Annotated in this window: 14 protein-coding genes; 7 read left to right on the top strand and 7 right to left on the bottom strand. The window is 51.4% G+C overall.

Features of this window, described 5'->3' with window-relative positions; genetic code table 11:
- Nucleotides 1-64 precede the first annotated feature (64 nt).
- Nucleotides 65-1,606 (top strand): transcriptional regulator TyrR, encoded by a 1,542-nt coding sequence (gene tyrR / locus ACS603_RS01725; RefSeq protein ID WP_182061286.1) that lies wholly within the window; start codon nucleotides 65-67, stop codon nucleotides 1,604-1,606.
- A gap of 71 nt (nucleotides 1,607-1,677) precedes the next feature.
- On the opposite strand, the gene ACS603_RS01720 is transcribed toward tyrR, so the two are convergent.
- Both ACS603_RS01720 and tpx read right to left on the bottom strand, forming a co-directional pair.
- Nucleotides 1,678-2,886: an aldose 1-epimerase family protein gene (locus ACS603_RS01720; protein ID WP_315685910.1), complete on the bottom strand. Its 1,209-nt coding sequence runs from the start codon at nucleotides 2,884-2,886 to the stop codon at nucleotides 1,678-1,680.
- Nucleotides 2,887-3,161: 275 nt separating this feature from the next.
- Nucleotides 3,162-3,668 (bottom strand): thiol peroxidase, encoded by a 507-nt coding sequence (gene tpx, locus ACS603_RS01715; protein WP_182061284.1) that lies wholly within the window; start codon nucleotides 3,666-3,668, stop codon nucleotides 3,162-3,164.
- 108 nt (nucleotides 3,669-3,776) lie between these two features.
- Here tpx and ycjG point away from each other — a divergent pair, with 108 nt between their 5' ends.
- A complete protein-coding gene (gene ycjG / locus ACS603_RS01710) occupies nucleotides 3,777-4,742 on the top strand; it encodes an L-Ala-D/L-Glu epimerase (RefSeq protein ID WP_182061283.1) in 966 nt (321 codons plus the stop codon).
- Here the strand turns inward: ycjG and mpaA are convergent.
- Nucleotides 4,733-5,446 (bottom strand): murein tripeptide amidase MpaA, encoded by a 714-nt coding sequence (gene mpaA / locus ACS603_RS01705; protein WP_182061282.1) that lies wholly within the window; start codon nucleotides 5,444-5,446, stop codon nucleotides 4,733-4,735. The two genes, ycjG and mpaA, sit on opposite strands and share 10 nt — an antisense overlap.
- 181 nt (nucleotides 5,447-5,627) lie before the next feature.
- Between mpaA and ACS603_RS01700 the strand changes: the two genes are divergently transcribed.
- Entirely contained in the window at nucleotides 5,628-7,244 is a 1,617-nt protein-coding gene (locus ACS603_RS01700) for a peptide ABC transporter substrate-binding protein (protein WP_474943645.1), read from the top strand.
- Between the two features lie 205 nt (nucleotides 7,245-7,449).
- Here the strand turns inward: ACS603_RS01700 and ACS603_RS01695 are convergent, their stop codons facing one another.
- The 3 genes from ACS603_RS01695 to ACS603_RS01685 form a co-directional block, all read right to left on the bottom strand.
- Nucleotides 7,450-7,590, bottom strand: a complete 141-nt coding sequence (locus ACS603_RS01695; RefSeq protein WP_166715499.1) for an Ecr family regulatory small membrane protein — start codon at nucleotides 7,588-7,590, stop codon at nucleotides 7,450-7,452.
- Nucleotides 7,591-7,665: 75 nt separating this feature from the next.
- The gene (locus ACS603_RS01690) at nucleotides 7,666-8,898 is read right to left on the bottom strand and encodes a GGDEF domain-containing protein (RefSeq protein ID WP_182061280.1); all 1,233 of its coding nucleotides are present in this window, start codon (nucleotides 8,896-8,898) and stop codon (nucleotides 7,666-7,668) included.
- Nucleotides 8,899-8,990: 92 nt separating this feature from the next.
- Nucleotides 8,991-11,120 carry a putative bifunctional diguanylate cyclase/phosphodiesterase gene (locus ACS603_RS01685; protein WP_182061279.1) on the bottom strand — a complete coding sequence of 710 codons (2,130 nt, stop codon included), beginning with the start codon at nucleotides 11,118-11,120 and terminating at the stop codon, nucleotides 8,991-8,993.
- A 613-nt stretch (nucleotides 11,121-11,733) separates the two neighbouring features.
- Here ACS603_RS01685 and ACS603_RS01680 point away from each other — a divergent pair.
- A complete protein-coding gene (locus tag ACS603_RS01680; RefSeq protein WP_474943644.1) occupies nucleotides 11,734-12,729 on the top strand; it encodes a methyl-accepting chemotaxis protein in 996 nt (331 codons plus the stop codon).
- Nucleotides 12,730-12,763: 34 nt separating this feature from the next.
- Here the strand turns inward: ACS603_RS01680 and ACS603_RS01675 are convergent, their stop codons facing one another.
- Nucleotides 12,764-13,891, bottom strand: a complete 1,128-nt coding sequence (locus ACS603_RS01675) for a GGDEF domain-containing protein (RefSeq protein ID WP_474943643.1) — start codon at nucleotides 13,889-13,891, stop codon at nucleotides 12,764-12,766.
- A 197-nt stretch (nucleotides 13,892-14,088) separates the two neighbouring features.
- Between ACS603_RS01675 and zntB the strand changes: the two genes are divergently transcribed.
- The 3 genes from zntB (at nucleotide 14,089) to dbpA (ending at nucleotide 16,930) form a co-directional block, all read left to right on the top strand.
- A complete protein-coding gene (gene zntB / locus ACS603_RS01670) occupies nucleotides 14,089-15,072 on the top strand; it encodes a zinc transporter ZntB (protein ID WP_182061276.1) in 984 nt (327 codons plus the stop codon).
- 274 nt (nucleotides 15,073-15,346) lie between these two features.
- The gene (gene ynaL / locus ACS603_RS01665; protein ID WP_435581009.1) at nucleotides 15,347-15,529 is read left to right on the top strand and encodes a proline-rich small protein YnaL; all 183 of its coding nucleotides are present in this window, start codon (nucleotides 15,347-15,349) and stop codon (nucleotides 15,527-15,529) included.
- 27 nt (nucleotides 15,530-15,556) lie between these two features.
- Nucleotides 15,557-16,930, top strand: a complete 1,374-nt coding sequence (dbpA, locus tag ACS603_RS01660) for an ATP-dependent RNA helicase DbpA (RefSeq protein ID WP_446493256.1) — start codon at nucleotides 15,557-15,559, stop codon at nucleotides 16,928-16,930.
- Nucleotide 16,931: the final 1 nt, after the last annotated feature.

Here is a 16,931-nt window from a genome sequence, read left to right as displayed (position 1 = left end):
TCTTCCCGATCACCGCTTTCTGACATATTATTTTAATGTTATTGGCTTAAACGGTGAATTTCCCATGCGTCTGGAAGTCTTTTGTGAAGACCGACTCGGTCTGACCCGCGAATTACTCGATCTGCTTGTTTTACGTAGTATTGATCTGCGTGGCATTGAGATCGATCCTATCGGGCGAATTTACCTCAACTTTGCCGAAATTGAATTCAATACATTCAGTAGTCTTATGGCTGAGATCCGCCGTATCGCTGGCGTTACGGATGTCCGAACCATTCCGTGGATGCCATCAGAGCGTGAACACCTGGCGCTGAGCGCCTTGCTTGAAGCGATGCCAGAGCCATTCTTATCCCTGGATCTGAAAAGTAAGGTCGAACGTGTAAACCAGGCCAGCTGTCAGTTGTTTGCACAGGGCCAGGAGAAGCTGAGCACTCATCATGCAACGCAGCTTATCCCCGGCTTTAACTTCCAGCGCTGGCTGGAAAGCAACCCGCAAAACACCCACAGCGAACACGTGGTGATCAACGGGCAGAATTTCCTGATGGAAATCACCCCCGTGTACCTGAAAGGGGAAAACGATGCCCGCGTGCTGACCGGGGCGGTGATCATGCTGCGTTCTACCGTACGGATGGGCCGTCAGCTGCAAAATCTCTCAAGTCAGGATGTTGGCGCGTTTAGCCAGATAATCGCTGTCAGCCCGAAAATGCGCCATGTGGTCGATCAGGCGCGCAAGCTTGCGAATCTGACGGCTCCGCTGCTGATTACCGGGGATACCGGAACCGGGAAAGACCTGCTGGCTCATGCCGTGCATCTGTCCAGCCCGCGGGCAGCAAAACCATATCTGGCACTGAACTGCGCCTCAATTCCTGAAGATGCGGTTGAGAGCGAGCTTTTCGGTCATGCGCCTGAAGGTAAAAAAGGTTTCTTCGAGCAGGCAAATGGCGGCTCGGTTCTGCTGGATGAGATCGGCGAAATGTCGCCACGGATGCAGGCTAAACTGCTGCGTTTCCTCAATGACGGAACCTTCCGTCGCGTAGGGGAAGATCATGAAGTCCATGTGGATGTGCGCGTGATTTGCGCCACGCAGAAAAACCTGGTGGAGCTGGTGCAGAAAGGGGTATTCCGCGAGGATCTCTACTATCGCCTGAACGTGCTGACTCTCAATATTCCGCCGCTGCGGGATTGTCCTCAGGATATTATGCCGCTGACCGAGCTGTTTGTGGCACGCTTCGCCGACGAACAAGGTGTTCCGCGCCCGAAACTGTCCGCCGACCTGGGGACAGTGCTCACGCGTTACGGCTGGCCGGGTAACATTCGCCAGCTTAAGAACGCCGTTTATCGCGCGCTGACTCAGCTGGAAGGGTACGAGCTGCGTCCACAGGATATCTTATTACCGGATTATGATGCCGGGACGGTGTCGGTAGGTGAAGAGGCGATGGAAGGCTCTCTGGATGATATTACCAGCCGTTTCGAGCGTTCGGTGCTGACGCAGCTTTATCGCAGTTACCCGAGTACACGTAAACTGGCGAAACGTCTTGGCGTCTCGCACACCGCGATTGCGAATAAGCTCCGTGAGTACGGTTTGAATCATAAGAAGGGTGACGAATAACAAAAAGCCTCTGTAATGGACTGTCCAACTTTGTGGGGGTCAGTCCATAAAGAGGCTTTTTTACTTTATGCTTATTCCTTCGCCAGAGGCGTGGTCACGATTTCTGTTTTTGTCTCTCCCTGAATCGACGCAATCCTGCTTTCGACGTCTTTTACCTGCTGCGGGCTGTGAAGCAGGGTATACGTCAGGTCAAACTGCGCGCTGGCACCAGGCTGTAGCTGCTTAACGCGCTTCTGCTCGCGTTCAATCGTGACGGGGTAGGCGTAACTTGTACCTGGCTCAATACCCGTGACATACCCCTGCTTCAGCGTGTCGGTATTTTTCCATAATGTCAGCACGGGCAGCTGGCGGGTATCAAACTGGATTGACGCGCCTTTATCTCCGGCTTTATTGACTACTGCCGCGAGCGTTTCATGGTTATTGTCCGCAAGCGGTTTGATGTTAAAGACCATCTCATCAAAGCCTTTTGTCGGCCCGGCATAGGTTTGCCAGTCGTTAACGCCTGCTTTGGCGTAGTCATTGAACGGGCTAACGCTCACCGCCGGCGCAAGGAAACGAGCGCCTTCTTCGAGGATCGGCGTTCCGAAGTTGCTGTGATAGATTATCTGGTAATCATGAGGGTAATCTGCATGGTTTGTCAGCACATCGTGCAGGCTGAACTGGTTGGTTCCAGGAACGTAGCGCAGTTCGGTCATGGTTTGCAGATCCGCTTTTTTAAACGTGCTCTCTTTGATTAAACCCCTAACGCGGATTTCATAAGGGGCGGTGTCTGCGACCTCGACTTCTACCTGCGATACAGGGGTATTACCGGCCTTGCCGTGAAGGGTGTAAATTTGCCCGTCCGCAGTGACCGGGTGTCCTGTCCACTCGTAGCCGCAGCGCACCATCATCTCGTTGAAACCATCCAGCCAGCCAAGACCGTTTCGACTTTCCAGATTAATATAAGCCGGGTTCACAACTTCTTTGACGGGAGAATTCCACCCCAGTCGGGTGCCAAAACCTTCAACGTGCAGAAGGTTCATTCCGCGCGTCGGGCTCAGGGTTATGGTCAGGCCATCTTTGCTGCTAATCACGATGATTTTACTGCCTTCCTGTTTACCGCCGTGCAAGACCTTTTGCTCAATGCTGAACGGGTGAGTCTTAACGTTCAGCTCATCACTGGAAATCTTCCAGTTTCCTTTTTCTACGCTGCTTTCAGCGTTTGTCAGCACCCAGGTTTTAGCCACTGCATTGCCAGAAATCAGTACCGCAAGGAGCGTGAAAGCGAATTTAATCTTCATATTTTATCCTTTTTGCTGAAACGATTATTGTCTTTCACAAGAAAATTTAATGTTTAGGGAAAAAGGGAAATGTGATGTGCTTCACTTGGGACAAAAATAGGGATTTTTAACGATTATAATGTGCTAAATATCACGTTAATGTTGCGCATTACATTTTTTATTGCATCATTAATGTGATTTATGACTATTGTTGCTTTAACGATTCAGCTTTTGATTAATAAAAAACCCCGCTGTGGCGAGGTTGATAAATAATTGTATAGAATGCTCAGTACTTATTATGCTTTCAGCACATCAAGCGCAGCGGTGTAATCTGGTTCGGTGGTGATTTCGTTAACCAGTTCGCTGAAGACGATGTTGTCATTCTCATCGATAACCAGCACCGCGCGTGCTGCCAGGCCTTTCAGAGCGCCTTCAGAAATACCCACGCCGTATTTCTCGAGAAAGTCCGGGCTACGCAGGGTTGAAAGGGTGATCACGTTGCTCAGGCCTTCTGCACCGCAGAAGCGAGACTGGGCAAACGGCAGGTCCGCAGAAATGCACAGCACAACGGTGTTGTCCATTTCGGTTGCCAGTTGGTTGAATTTGCGCACAGACGCGGCACAAACACCGGTATCAATGCTTGGGAAAATGTTCAGGACTTTACGTTTGCCAGCAAACTGGGCCAGCGTGACGTCAGACAGATCTTTAGCCACCAGAGTGAATGCCTGTGCTTTGCTACCAGCCTGCGGAATGGAACCTGCAACAGCAACCGGGTTGCCCTGGAAATGAACGAGTTGTGACATAGATATCTTCCTGTTTACATATAGTTAACGTCAGGGCTAGTGTATGCCAACTGCGGACAGCACGGCAAACCAAATTTAGCGCCTCACCGGGCCGAAAGGAGACAGTCAATGAGAAGCGTGAAAGTCTATGAAGAAGCCTGGCCATTGCATTCCCCATTTGTCATTTCACGTGGCAGTCGCAGCGAAGCCTGCGTTGTGGTGGTTGAAATAGAAGAAGACGGGGTGAAAGGCGTGGGGGAATGTACCCCGTATCCGCGTTATGGAGAGAGCCTTGCATCTGTGATGGCTCAGGTGATGGCGCTGGTTCCTGAGCTGCAAAAAGGACTAACCCGAGCGGCATTGCAACAGCATCTGGCGGCGGGGGCTGCGCGTAACGCGATTGATTGTGCACTCTGGAATCTGGAGGCTGCGCAACAGCACCGCTCTTTGCCATCGCTTCTGGATATCACGTTACCGGCATCAGTTGTTACGGCGCAAACGGTAGTGATTGGTGAGCCAGAACAGATGGCTGCCAGCGCAAAAGCACTGTTCGCCTCCGGGGCAACCTTATTAAAGGTGAAGCTTGATGACCGGCTAATCAGCGAGCGAATGGTTGCCATTCGCGCTGCCGTGCCGGACGCCACGCTGATTGTCGATGCGAACGAATCCTGGCATAGCGAAGGGCTGGCAGCCCGCTGTCAGCTGCTGGCAGATCTGGGTGTGGCCATGCTGGAACAACCGCTTCCGGCAAAGGACGACGCCGTGCTGGAAAACTTTATCCATCCGCTGCCCGTATGTGCCGATGAAAGCTGCCATACGCGCGAAAGCCTCGCAGGCTTAAAAGGCCGCTATGAGATGGTGAATGTTAAACTCGATAAGACGGGTGGGCTGACCGAAGCGCTGGCTCTGGCGAAAGAGGCGCGTGCGCAAGGGTTCTCGTTGATGCTGGGCTGTATGCTGTGCACATCACGGGCAATTAGTGCCGCGTTACCTTTGGTTCAACAGGTGAGTTTTGCCGATCTGGATGGCCCGACATGGCTGGCGGTGGACGTCTCGCCAGCCCTGCATTTCACCACCGGCACGCTTCATCTCTGAGGCTGCCAGCGGAGAAGACCGACCATCGCTTTGAGGTACTTTTCGCTCGCTTCGTCGGATGAGATTGGGGGGAATTCTGCAGTGATGCAGTGTAACCCCAGATCGGCACACCAGCTCCCAAACGAGCCGGGCGTCTCATAACCCACGCTCGTGACCAGCGGAAGAGCAAAGGCATCGGCCAGCCACTGCCCAAGCGCGGTGTGGCGGGGATCTTCGATGCAGGCAAGCGGATCGTGAAACGAAACGACCCAGGCCGGATGTAATCGATGGATCAACTGACACAGGGCGTGTGTTTCCGGCTCTGAACCCGGCTTTTCTCCCGTCAGTAACACCACGTCGCGCTCTTCTGCGGAGCTGTTCCAGCGATACACCGTTTCTCCCGCGCGCCAGTTAGCCGCCGGGAAATTACGATTTAAGTCGATGCCTCGCGCATTTGCCCGAAGCCCAAGCTGACAACCATCCGGGTTAACGGTCAAAATGACGTGATGGCGGCGTAATTCAGGTGCCAGGGTACGTAGCGCACAGGACAACGTCACAATCGAGGAGTTCTCGTCACCATGCGTGCCTGCGATGATTAACCCGCTATTGCGGTCGGCCTCCGGGGCGGGAAACCAGATTAACGGCGCGCCTAAAAATGAATGGCCATAGTGTTCGGTTCCTGGCGGGAAAGCGCCACGTTCCGTTCTTGGTCGGGTGAGTGACATAGGAAATCCTGATGAAGAAGTCTCTACTGGCAGTGTTGTGCAAAACTCGCGGTTAATCAAATAGTTTCCGTCGCTGTGGAAAATTGCCAGATATCAACTTTCCGATTTAAGGTATTTGCATTTCTCCGTTTCGAAACAAATAATTACGCATCTGTGTTACCTGACATCTTAAGGGGATCTCATGAAGCATCCTGTTTCGCTGCTTTGTTCTGCACTTTGGCTGTGCGGACTTTCTTCACTTTCTTATGCTGCTGACATCCCAAAGGGAACCGTTCTGGCACAAAAGCAGGAACTTGTACGTCATATAAAAGATGAACCTGCCTCGCTTGATCCCGCAAAAGCCGTGGGTTTGCCCGAAATCCAGGTAATTCGCGATCTCTTTGAGGGGCTGGTCAATCAAAATGAAAAAGGGGAGTTAGCGCCGGGTGTCGCGACGCGCTGGCAGAGTAACGACAACCGCGTCTGGACGTTCAGCTTGCGTGATAATGCAAAATGGTCGGATGGCTCCCCCGTTACCGCACAGGATTTTGTTTATAGCTGGCAGCGTCTGGTTGATCCGAAAACCACATCGCCTTTCGCCTGGTTTGCGGCCCTGGCGGGCATTAACAATGCCCAGGCCATTATTGATGGTAAAGCGGCACCCGATACGCTTGGCGTAACGGCCGTCGATGATAAAACCCTGCGCGTACAGTTGGATAAACCGCTGCCGTGGTTTGCCAGCCTGACGGCGAGCTTTGCGTTTTATCCGGTGCAAAAAGCAAATGTTGAAAGCGGGAAAGAGTGGACTCGCCCGGGTGCCCTGGTGGGTAACGGTGCCTACGTCCTGAAAGACCGCGTGGTGAATGAAAAGCTGGTTGTCGAACCTAATACGCACTACTGGGATAACGCCAAAACGGTACTGAAAAAAGTCACCTTTGTGCCCATTAATCAGGAGTCTTCCGCGACCAAGCGCTACCTGGCAGGTGATATCGATATCACTGAATCTTTCCCGAAAAACATGTACCAGAAACTGCTGAAAGATATTCCGGGACAGGTTTACACCCCACCTCAGCTCGGGACCTACTATTACGCCTTTAATACCCAAAAAGGGCCAACCGCAGATGCACGCGTGCGTCTGGCGCTGAGTATGACCATCGATCGCCGAATCATGGCAGAAAAAGTGTTAGGCACGGGTGAGAAACCGGCCTGGCACTTTACACCTGACGTGACCGCCGGGTTTACCCCGGAAGCGTCCGTGTTTGAACAGATGTCGCAGCAGGAGCTGAATGCGCAGGCGAAGATGTTGTTGCAGGCGGCAGGTTATGGACCTCAGCGCCCTCTGACCCTGAATCTGCTGTACAACACCTCAGAGAACCATCAGAAGATAGCGATCGCCGTGGCGTCGATGTGGAAGAAAAATCTGGGTGTTGACGTCAAACTGCAAAACCAGGAGTGGAAGACCTACATTGATAGCCGTAATACCGGGAATTTCGACGTGATCCGTGCGTCCTGGGTTGGGGACTACAATGAGCCGTCCACTTTCCTGTCGCTACTGACCTCTAAACACAGCGGCAATATCTCCCGGTTTAACGATCCGGCGTACGATAAGATAATCAATCAGGCGACGCTTGAGACAACCGAGAAAGCGCGTAATGCGGATTACAATAAAGCCGAGAAGATCCTCGCCGAAAAAGCCCCTATTGCGCCGATTTACCAGTACACCAATGGCCGTCTGATTAAACCGTGGGTCAAGGGCTATCCTGTTAATAACCCGGAAGATGTTGCTTACAGCCGTACGATGTATATCGAGAAACATTAATTAATGTCGGGCGGGACATAACCTAAATTACTGTTCCGCTCATCAAAAAAATAAAAAAAGCCCGTCAGAGAACGGGCGAAATAAGCAAATGATTTATTGATTCGTTATCCGCCATCACGGTGGCTAACAGCGCGTATATTACGCGTCAGTTATGTTTGCGTGTAGCTGACAAATTCGGTAGGTGAAACAAAGCATTAAACATGCGTTACGGGGCTTCAATGGACGGGTACACACTGTTTTCAAGATATTCTACAAGCTGCCAAATCTCACCGCTGAAGATAAACCAATAGCCAAAAATAATAAGGCTTAAAATAATTAAGATGAGTATTAATTCTGTCTTTCCCATTGCTGGATACTACCCACCTGAAGTCTGTTTCTTCGAGGCGGGCATTGTAGCGAGGCTTGAATAAATACTCCAGTTTCACGCAGCCAGCACCTTATTGCGCCCATTGTTCTTGGCGCGGTACAGCGCATCATCGACACGTTTAAACAGGTCGTCGATACTCTCTCCCGGATTATGGCGCGCGACGCCGATACTGACCGTGAAGCGCGGAAGCCCCGGGATGGTAATGTGCGCAACGGCGGCGCGGATCGTTTCGGCGACCTGCATGGCGGCATCAAGCGAGGTTCTGGGTAGCAAAATCACAAACTCCTCACCCCCCCAGCGAAAAACAAAGTCGTCTTTACGGCTACAGGCCTCCAGCGTACGGGAGAGCGAGATCAGGACTTCATCACCTTTGAGGTGGCCAAAAACATCGTTGATATTTTTAAAATGGTCGGTATCCACCAGCAACAGGCTGAACTGCTCCTGAGCGGGCAGGTGAGAAGGGTTTGTTTGTTCGGTGATAATGTAAAACTGACGACGATTAAGCAGACCTGTCATGGAATCTCGCAGTGCCGCATGTTCCAGTTCCTGTTCTAACCGCTTTTGCTCCGTAATATCGTGAATGATGCACAGCATCAGCTTATCGCCGTAAATTTCAATTGGCCCGGCATATGTCTGCACATGCCGGGTTGAGCCATCGGCGAGTCGGTGGACAAAGTTAAGCGGTTTATGCCCACCAGGCAGGCTCGCTATCTCTGTCATTACCGGCATGATGTCACGACCGAGGGTATTAATTTCCCAGGTATGTTTGCTGCACAATTCATCGTGCTGATAACCGTAAAAATTCAATGCGGCCAGGTTCGCATCCACAATTTGACCATCCCGCGCCGGATCGATAAGCAGCATTGGCGCGCTGTTCGTCAGGAAAAATCGTGCGTAAAAACCCTGTTTTTTTCGTTGATAGGTTGCCGAGCGACTGGCTTTAAGGCCCGCTGTGGTTTGCTGGGCGAGCCCCTCAAAAATGATGACATCACCGTAAGGCTCACACTGGATGAGTGACAGGCGGCAGATTAATGTTGATTCTTGCTCATTACGCCAGACCGTCCAGATTTCGATTATTTCCTGGTCGGTTTTGAGATCCGGAACATACATTGAAAGTGCGGATTGCGCATTAGCGGAGTAGACCCCCGTACGCATTTCATTGACTGTTTTAGTCCGCATGACATCGGTAGCTGCGGCGTTTGCAAATATAATTTGTTCTGAGACGGGGGAAATCAGCCACACTGGCGTTTTTATGTAATTCAGTGCATCGAAGCAATTTAGCGACATAGGGAATTCCTATCCATCGACACTGTGTGCCTGACGATCACGACGGAATTGACTCGCGTGGGCTCCTTTGAAACATACTCTACTTCACCACATCAGGCATGATTTTTTTGTGAAACAAATGGGGATTCCGTATGAATTTTACCGATTGGTATAATCTGTTTGGCGGATTTTTTTTGTAACAACAACCAGGGGACTTGTTCCGCAGGTAACGGGCGAGAGAAAAGAAAACCCTGAAGGAAATCACAGCCTAAATCGGTAAGCGCTGCCTGTTGTTCTTCTGTTTCAATTCCTTCCGCCACGACATTCATCTCCATCGTGCGCGCGATATTTATGATGGTTTCCACCAGTTTCCGGCTTTTCTCATTTTCCAGCATTGAGCTCACAAAACTTTTATCGATTTTAAGTTCTTTCGCAGGAAGCACGCTGAGCATCAGCAGGTTTGAATAGCCTGTGCCAAAGTCATCGATAGAAACCGTTATTCCGGCATGGTTAAAGGCGGTGAGTAACTCAATACTGCGATCGAGATTTTTGAGCGCGGTGCTTTCGGTCACCTCAAGAATCAATCTGGACGGTGCCAGATTGTATTTTTCCAGCATGGACGAAATAACATGGAATATATCCTGTTGCTCAAACTGGATTGGCGACAAGTTAAAGGATAACGTCCACTGACTGAAGCCTTGTTCTGTCCAGAAATTGAGCTGACGGCACGCTGCTTCAATTGCCCAGTTTCCCACCGGGATAATTAAGCCGGTTTGCTCAAGAGAAGGTAAAAACACATTCGGCAGTAAAACACCTTGTTCCGGGTGGCGCCAGCGAATAAGCGCCTCAAAACCGTGGATGGTATTCTCTTCGGCGATATAGGTCGGCTGATACCAAAGTTCAAACTGATCGCGTTCGAGGGCCTGGGTCAGCTCCTGCAAGAAACCCGGCTCTGCTGGCGCGGTGGTGGACATCTCACGGCGGTAGACGGCCCAGTCATTGCGTCCTTCTTGCTTGACGTACTGCATGGCGGCATCAGCCTTGAGCTTGAGCTCATGCAATGTTTCACCGTGTTGAGGATAGAGACTGACACCTACGCTGAGTGTGGTACTCAGCGCGTGTCCGCAGATCGGCTGGCGACGGCGCATATCTTCAACCAGCGTCGATAGCAGGGTGTTTAATTTATCGTCATCGCATTCCGGGACCAGCAACATAAACGAATCGCCACCCAGCCTCGCCAGCGTCATTTCGCGGGTCAGCCTGGCCGTAATACGCTGGGCAACGTTAATCAGCAGTTCATCACCAACCTGATGTCCCCAGGTGTCATTCACCCGCCTGAAGTGGTCGACATCGAAGAAAATCAGCGCAAATTGCTTCTTGTTCAGTAATGAACTGCGCAAACAATCCTGTAACCGAATATCCATCTGATGCCGGTTAGCAAGCCCGGTGAGGGTATCAAAACGCGCCTGCAACTCTAGCTGGCGGTTAAGCTGGCGCAGATTGTCCGTCAGCCGCGTTGTACGCCAGTGGGAATCCACCAGGGAGATAATAAGCATCAGACCAAGCAGGCACAGGGTCGTGACCGACACCCAAATCGACAGCCCCAGCTCGCTGACCCCGCCTGACCGGGTCTGTTCCATTTCATGAATATGGGCGGCACTCATCCCGGTGTAGTGCATGGCACAAATAGCGACAGCCATCACCAGCGCGGCCATTACGCGATTAATAAAGATACCTTTGCGATTTTCCCGCAGGTGGAATGCTAACCACAGGGCAACACCTGAGGCGATAACGGCAATCACCACCGACAACAGCACAATACGATGATCCCAGATAATTCCGTCTTCAAGCATCAATGCAGCCATGCCGATATAGTGCATGGAAGCCACGCCTGCGCTCAGGATGAGCGTGGCAAGGATCAACCGGAAAGGGGAAAGGGTTTTAGCGGTGACGGCAATATAAATGGCTACGGTAGAAGCCAGGACGGCAGCGCCCATTGAGGCGAGTGTGAGCCACAGGTCATAGCTCATGGTCATCGGCATTTCCATCGACAACATGCCAATGAAATGCATTGACCAGACCCCGATACCCAGCGTTACGCCTCCGGCAATCCGCCAGAATAACGCGGCTTTTCGGCTGGAAAGGGGGATTTTACCCGCGCTGTCCAGTGCAACAAATGAGGCGATAAACGCCACCAGAAAAGAGATGGCAATTAACACTGGGTCCCAAGATACATTGAGCATTATGCAATCCCAAGCCAAAAAGGTTACTGAGGTCGCCTGCGGACGCCCTGCATCAGCTAGCTGCGAACTCGTTCAAACAATATTAGTTATTAATCGCGAAAAAAGACCAGGGGCATTGCTTTTTTCACTCATATCAAAGAACAGAATATATTCTTTTATTATTTAGTTAAGTTTCGCTAAACACTGATGCAGTAGAGCAATACTGTTCCTTAAAATACGAGTGCGATCATATTAGTTCACAAAAAAAGATGCTATCGCTTTAGTGTCATAAAAACCAGTGTTTCGGGATGAAGTTCATAACATTTATCATAATATGGGTTTTTATATCAACTTAAGTGAAATTACTGACCGCAAGATGCAAAACAAAAGGAGTTGGGGGATAGTGATGAAAAAGTGCTGAGGCAATGCTATATATTTTAATGCCGACAAAAATATCAAGTAGTGGGAAAAAAACATGCTAAAAAATATTAGTGTCAGAACTTTTATTATCTATTTTCTGGCGAGCACTTTTTTGTTAATTGATGGTTTGATTGTGTTGTTATCTCATAACACTACTCTTTTTGTTTCTGTAATTATTGTTAATTTACTTGCATTGTTTTTACTTTGGACCTACATGACAAAATATCTTGTGACGCCCATCAACACGGTGAAAAAAAGTATTGAAGAAGTGATGTCAGGCAATCTTGCCATCTCTATCCCCGAGTTTGGCAATAACTGTGCCGGGCGTCTGATCCCGGGTATTAATACATTGTCGAGCAACATCGCAACGCTGGTGCGGGAAATTAGGGCATCGTCCGAATCGGCTATGACGTTGTCCGGGCAGCTTTCAGAGCGCAGCGCACAACTTTCTGTGAAAACAGAACAGCAGTCAGCCTCGCTGGTGCAAACTGCAGCCAGTATGGAACAGATGGCCGCAAGCACGAAAAACAACGCCGATAACACCCGTTTAGCCAGTGAGCAGGCTAATGCCGCAACGTTGCAGGCGCGTAAGGGCGGAGAGCTGATGGGGCAGGTTGCCCACAACATGCAATCCATCACCGAATGCGCGCAACAAATGAAAGAGATTATCACGCTGATTGACGGTATTGCGTTCCAGACCAATATCCTGGCTCTGAATGCAGCCGTTGAAGCGGCACGCGCAGGTGAACACGGTAAAGGTTTTGCCGTGGTGGCCGGTGAGGTCAGAAATCTGGCGCATCGCAGTGCAGAAGCGGCGAAAAACATAAAATCCCTGATCGACGAGACAAGCTCTAACGTCACGCAGGGCGTTACCGTGGTTGCACAAGCTGAAAAAAACATGCACGAAATTGTGGCGGGTTCGGGCCAGGTGAGCAGACTGATGGACGATATCTCTTCATCAACATCAGAGCAGGAGAAAGGGATCTCGCAAATTACGCTGGCACTTTCTGAGCTTGAACAAGTTACCCAGAGTAACGTTGCGATGGTGGAGGAGCTGAGTGGTTCATCAGATGTGCTGAAAAATCAGGTCATTGAATTACAGGCCCGGACACGAAATTTCAGGCTCGAAGAGGGATTCCAGAAACCCCTGTACTCGCCGCAACCTCACCATTCCCCGATGTTTGCACCGCATGCTAAGCACTCCCTCTAACCGTAAAAAAGAGCCTGGATCCCAGGCTCTTTTTTTATTGCGCCAACACCCAGCGATTTCGTCCCTGCTGCTTAGCGCTGTAAAGCGCCTTGTCAGCCCTTGCAATTACCGACTGGGCCGTTTGCCCAACTTTCCATGTCGCTAACCCCTGGCTTACTGTAACAAGTGAGCTGACCGGGGAAAGGGCATGGGCTTGTGCCTGAGATTGCAGCGTATTGGCTATCGCCGCCGCTGTGCTCTGCAACTGGCCGGGATCGGGCAATAGCACTATAAACTCCTCGCCGCCAAAACGCCCGACAACGCCGTGGCTATCCTGCGTGGCGCTTTCAAGTACGCGGGCAATCATCATCAGGCAGCGGTCACCGCCCTGGTGACCGTAATAGTCGTTGTAAAGCTTGAAATGATCGACATCGAGCATAATCAGCCCGAATTCGGTGCCGTCACGCTGGTGGCCGATAATTTCCTGATCCATGCGTGTTTCAAATGTGCGGCGGTTTGCGATACCGGTTAAGGGGTCTTTGCTGGCAAGCTGCCCCAGTTGTTGAATGAGATCCGCATTTTCCTGCTCGCGGCGTAGTGCGAGGATAAACCAGCTGTTGAGGATCCGGCGGCCGGATTCAATCATCCCTGCCAGCAGTATCCACAACAGCGCGTTCAGCACGGTAAGGTTGGAGGGATGAAAAAGGCTGGTGACCAGGATGGTAAGCCACACTGGCGCGATAAAGCTCAATAACACTTTCGGGTCGAAATAGAGCGAAATAAGCGCAGTAAAAAGCAGCAGGGCAGCAAACGGAAATATTAAACGCATATCTCCGCTGGCAATCAGAACGTAAAAACAGACCGACCAACAGAGGCTTATCCCGACGACGACGCCTTTTGCCAGATTTCGAAGCCAGGACGCGTTCTGCAGTGGCGCCATTCTCAGGATAAAAAGGACCCCTGCTGAAAGCGTAAGATCAATAACCATCATGGTTTCCAGCAATCCGGCTGGATTCAGGGGCGTAGTTAAGGTATCGAAAGTAGAAAAATAGCGCCGTCCCAGCAGGAACAACGAGAATAAAATGTTCACCCACAGGAACCAGGTCATGCTGGTTTTGATCGCAATTGCACGCATTTCAGCCAGGCGTACATCGAATGCAGCACAGGTCTTTTTTGTTGTCACCAGCTCACTCCGGGATACATTTAGATCAAAACGGCAGCATTTCATTAACTCTAACGATTTACATGTACCTGTCTACTGAAACCTGAAGGATAATGAGCAATTCCTGAGCTAATTCAGCGCGATGCTGGACATAGTTATTGCTTAACGTTAGGCGAAAGCTAGACTGACAACCAAAGAGTCAAAAAGGTGGAGGTGCTGTGGATAGCATTAAAGGGTCTGAGGTTAACGTTCCTGACGCGGTTTTTGCGTGGCTGCTCGATGGTCGCGGCGGCGCGAGGCCGCTGGAAAACGGTGATGACATCGACAATGAGCATCCTTGCTGGCTGCACCTGAACTACACCCACCCGGATAGCGCTCAGTGGCTGGCGACGACCCCGTTGTTGCCGAACAACGTGCGGGATGCTCTGTCGGGAGAGAGTCTGCGTCCACGAGTCAGCAGGATGGGCGAAGGTACGCTGATTACGCTGCGCTGCATTAACGGCAGTACCGATGAACGCCCCGACCAGCTGGTGGCGATGCGCGTGTATATGGATGAACGAATGATTGTCTCTACGCGCCAGCGCAAAGTGCTGGCGCTGGATGATGTGGTTAACGATCTGAAAGAGGGCACTGGTCCGGCGGATTGTGGTGGATGGCTGGTAGATGTCTGTGATGCCCTGACCGATCACGCCAGTGAGTTTATCGAGGAACTGCACGATAAAATTATCGACCTGGAAGATAATTTGCTCGATCAGCAGATACCCCCGCGCGGTTTTCTCGCGCTGCTGCGAAAGCAGCTGATTGTGATGCGCCGCTACATGACGCCCCAGCGAGATGTCTACGCGCGTCTGGCCAGCGAGCGCCTTAACTGGATGAACGATGATCAGCGCCGCAGGATGCAGGATATCGCTGACAGGCTAGGGCGAGGTCTGGACGAAATTGACTCCTGTATCGCCAGAACGGCGGTGATGGCCGATGAAATCGCACAGGTGATGCAAGAATCCCTGGCAAGAAGAACCTATACGATGTCGTTAATGGCGATGGTCTTTTTGCCGAGTACCTTCCTGACCGGGCTGTTTGGTGTGAACCTGGGCGGGATCCCCGGCGGCGCCTACCCGTACGGATTTATTACGTTTTGCATCATGTTAGTCGTTTTGATAGGCGGTGTTGCGTGGTGGTTGCATCGTAGTAAATGGTTGTAAAATTACGTTTTTTCGCTTCGTTGAGCGCCTCAAAACGCTATTTTATTTGAGCGAAGTCAATAAACACATACCCCGTAAGGTGCAATATTACTCCCGCAGGTGAATGCAACGTCAAGCGATGGGCGTTGCGCTCCATATTGTCTTACTTCCTTTTTTGAATTACTGCATAGCACAATTGATTCGTACGACGCCGACTTAATAGTCGGCTTTTTTTTGCCTCCTGTTCTTCAGCGTCTACCCTAAAAAGGGAGAACGCCCAAACCTGGAGGGAAAGATGAGCATCCTACCCACACTTCAACGATTAAATTCCATTCCGATTGGCCCTGAACCTAACGATCCTATACCGATGCCGGACCCCATCCCACGTCCGCAGCCGATGCCAGACCCGCCACCCGATGAAGAACCGATTAAAATGTCGCATCAAACCCCGAGATCTGCGAGGATACGCGCCATCTGACTGCAAAGATGACCGCGAGAGTATATTGTGACCGCATTTTCTACCCTGAATGTTCTGCCCGCTGCCCAACTCGATAACCTTAACGAGTTGGGTTACCTCACTATGACCCCTGTTCAGGCGGCTGCGCTGCCCGCCATTCTTGAAGGCCGTGATGTACGCGTACAGGCAAAAACGGGCAGTGGAAAAACGGCTGCATTTGGTCTTGGGCTGTTGCAGCATATTGATGTCGCACTGTTTAAGACCCAGTCTTTAGTGCTGTGCCCGACCCGTGAACTGGCGGATCAAGTCGCCGGTGAACTGCGTCGACTGGCGCGTTTTCTGCCGAACACTAAAATTCTGACGCTGTGCGGTGGACAACCTTTCGGTGCCCAGCGCGATTCGCTCCAGCACGCTCCGCACATTATCGTGGCAACCCCGGGGCGTTTACTGGATCACCTGCAAAAAGGCACCGTATCCCTTGATGCGCTGCAAACGCTGGTTATGGATGAAGCCGATCGTATGCTGGATATGGGCTTTAGCGACGCCATCGATGAGGTTATTCGCTTTGCGCCTGCCGATCGTCAGACGCTGCTGTTTTCTGCGACCTGGCCTGAAGCTATTGCGGCTATCAGCGGCCGGGTACAGAAAAATCCATTAACCATTGAAATTGATAGCGTCGATGCGTTGCCCGCTATTGAGCAACAGTTTTTCGAAACCTCGCAGCAGGGCAAAATTTCGCTACTGCAAAAGCTGCTGAGCCAGCATAAGCCTGCGTCCTGCGTGGTGTTCTGTAATACCAAAAAAGATTGTCAGTCCGTATGCGATGCACTGAATGCTGCCGGGCAGAGTGCGTTATCGCTGCATGGCGATCTTGAGCAACGCGACCGCGATCAAACGCTGGTGCGTTTTGCCAATGGCAGTGCGCGCGTGCTGGTGGCGACCGATGTTGCGGCTCGTGGCCTGGACATCAAATCACTGGAGCTGGTTGTTAACTTTGAGCTGGCCTGGGACCCTGAAGTGCATGTACATCGTATCGGACGTACTGCCCGCGCCGGGAACAGTGGCCTGGCAATCAGCTTCTGCGCGCCGGAAGAGGCGCAGCGCGCAAACATTCTGTCTGAAATGCTGCAGCTGAAGCTGAACTGGGTCAGTGCGCCGGGCAATGTCAGCATTGTGCCGCTGGATGCTGAAATGGCTACGCTGTGCATTGATGGCGGTAAAAAAGCCAAAATGCGTCCGGGTGATGTGTTGGGTGCGCTGACCGGGGATATTGGTCTGGACGGGGCTGATATCGGGAAGATTGCCGTGCATCCGGCACATGTCTATGTCGCTGTTCGCCAGTCAGTGGCGCACAAAGCCTGGAAGCAGTTGCAGAACGGCAAAATTAAAGGCAAAGCCTGTCGGGTTCGCCTGCTTAAGTAAG

This window comes from Enterobacter sp. Li2LvB3, assembly GCF_056156645.1.
Note: the sequence above shows the minus strand (reverse complement) of the source record. Positions and strands in the feature narration are given on the sequence as shown.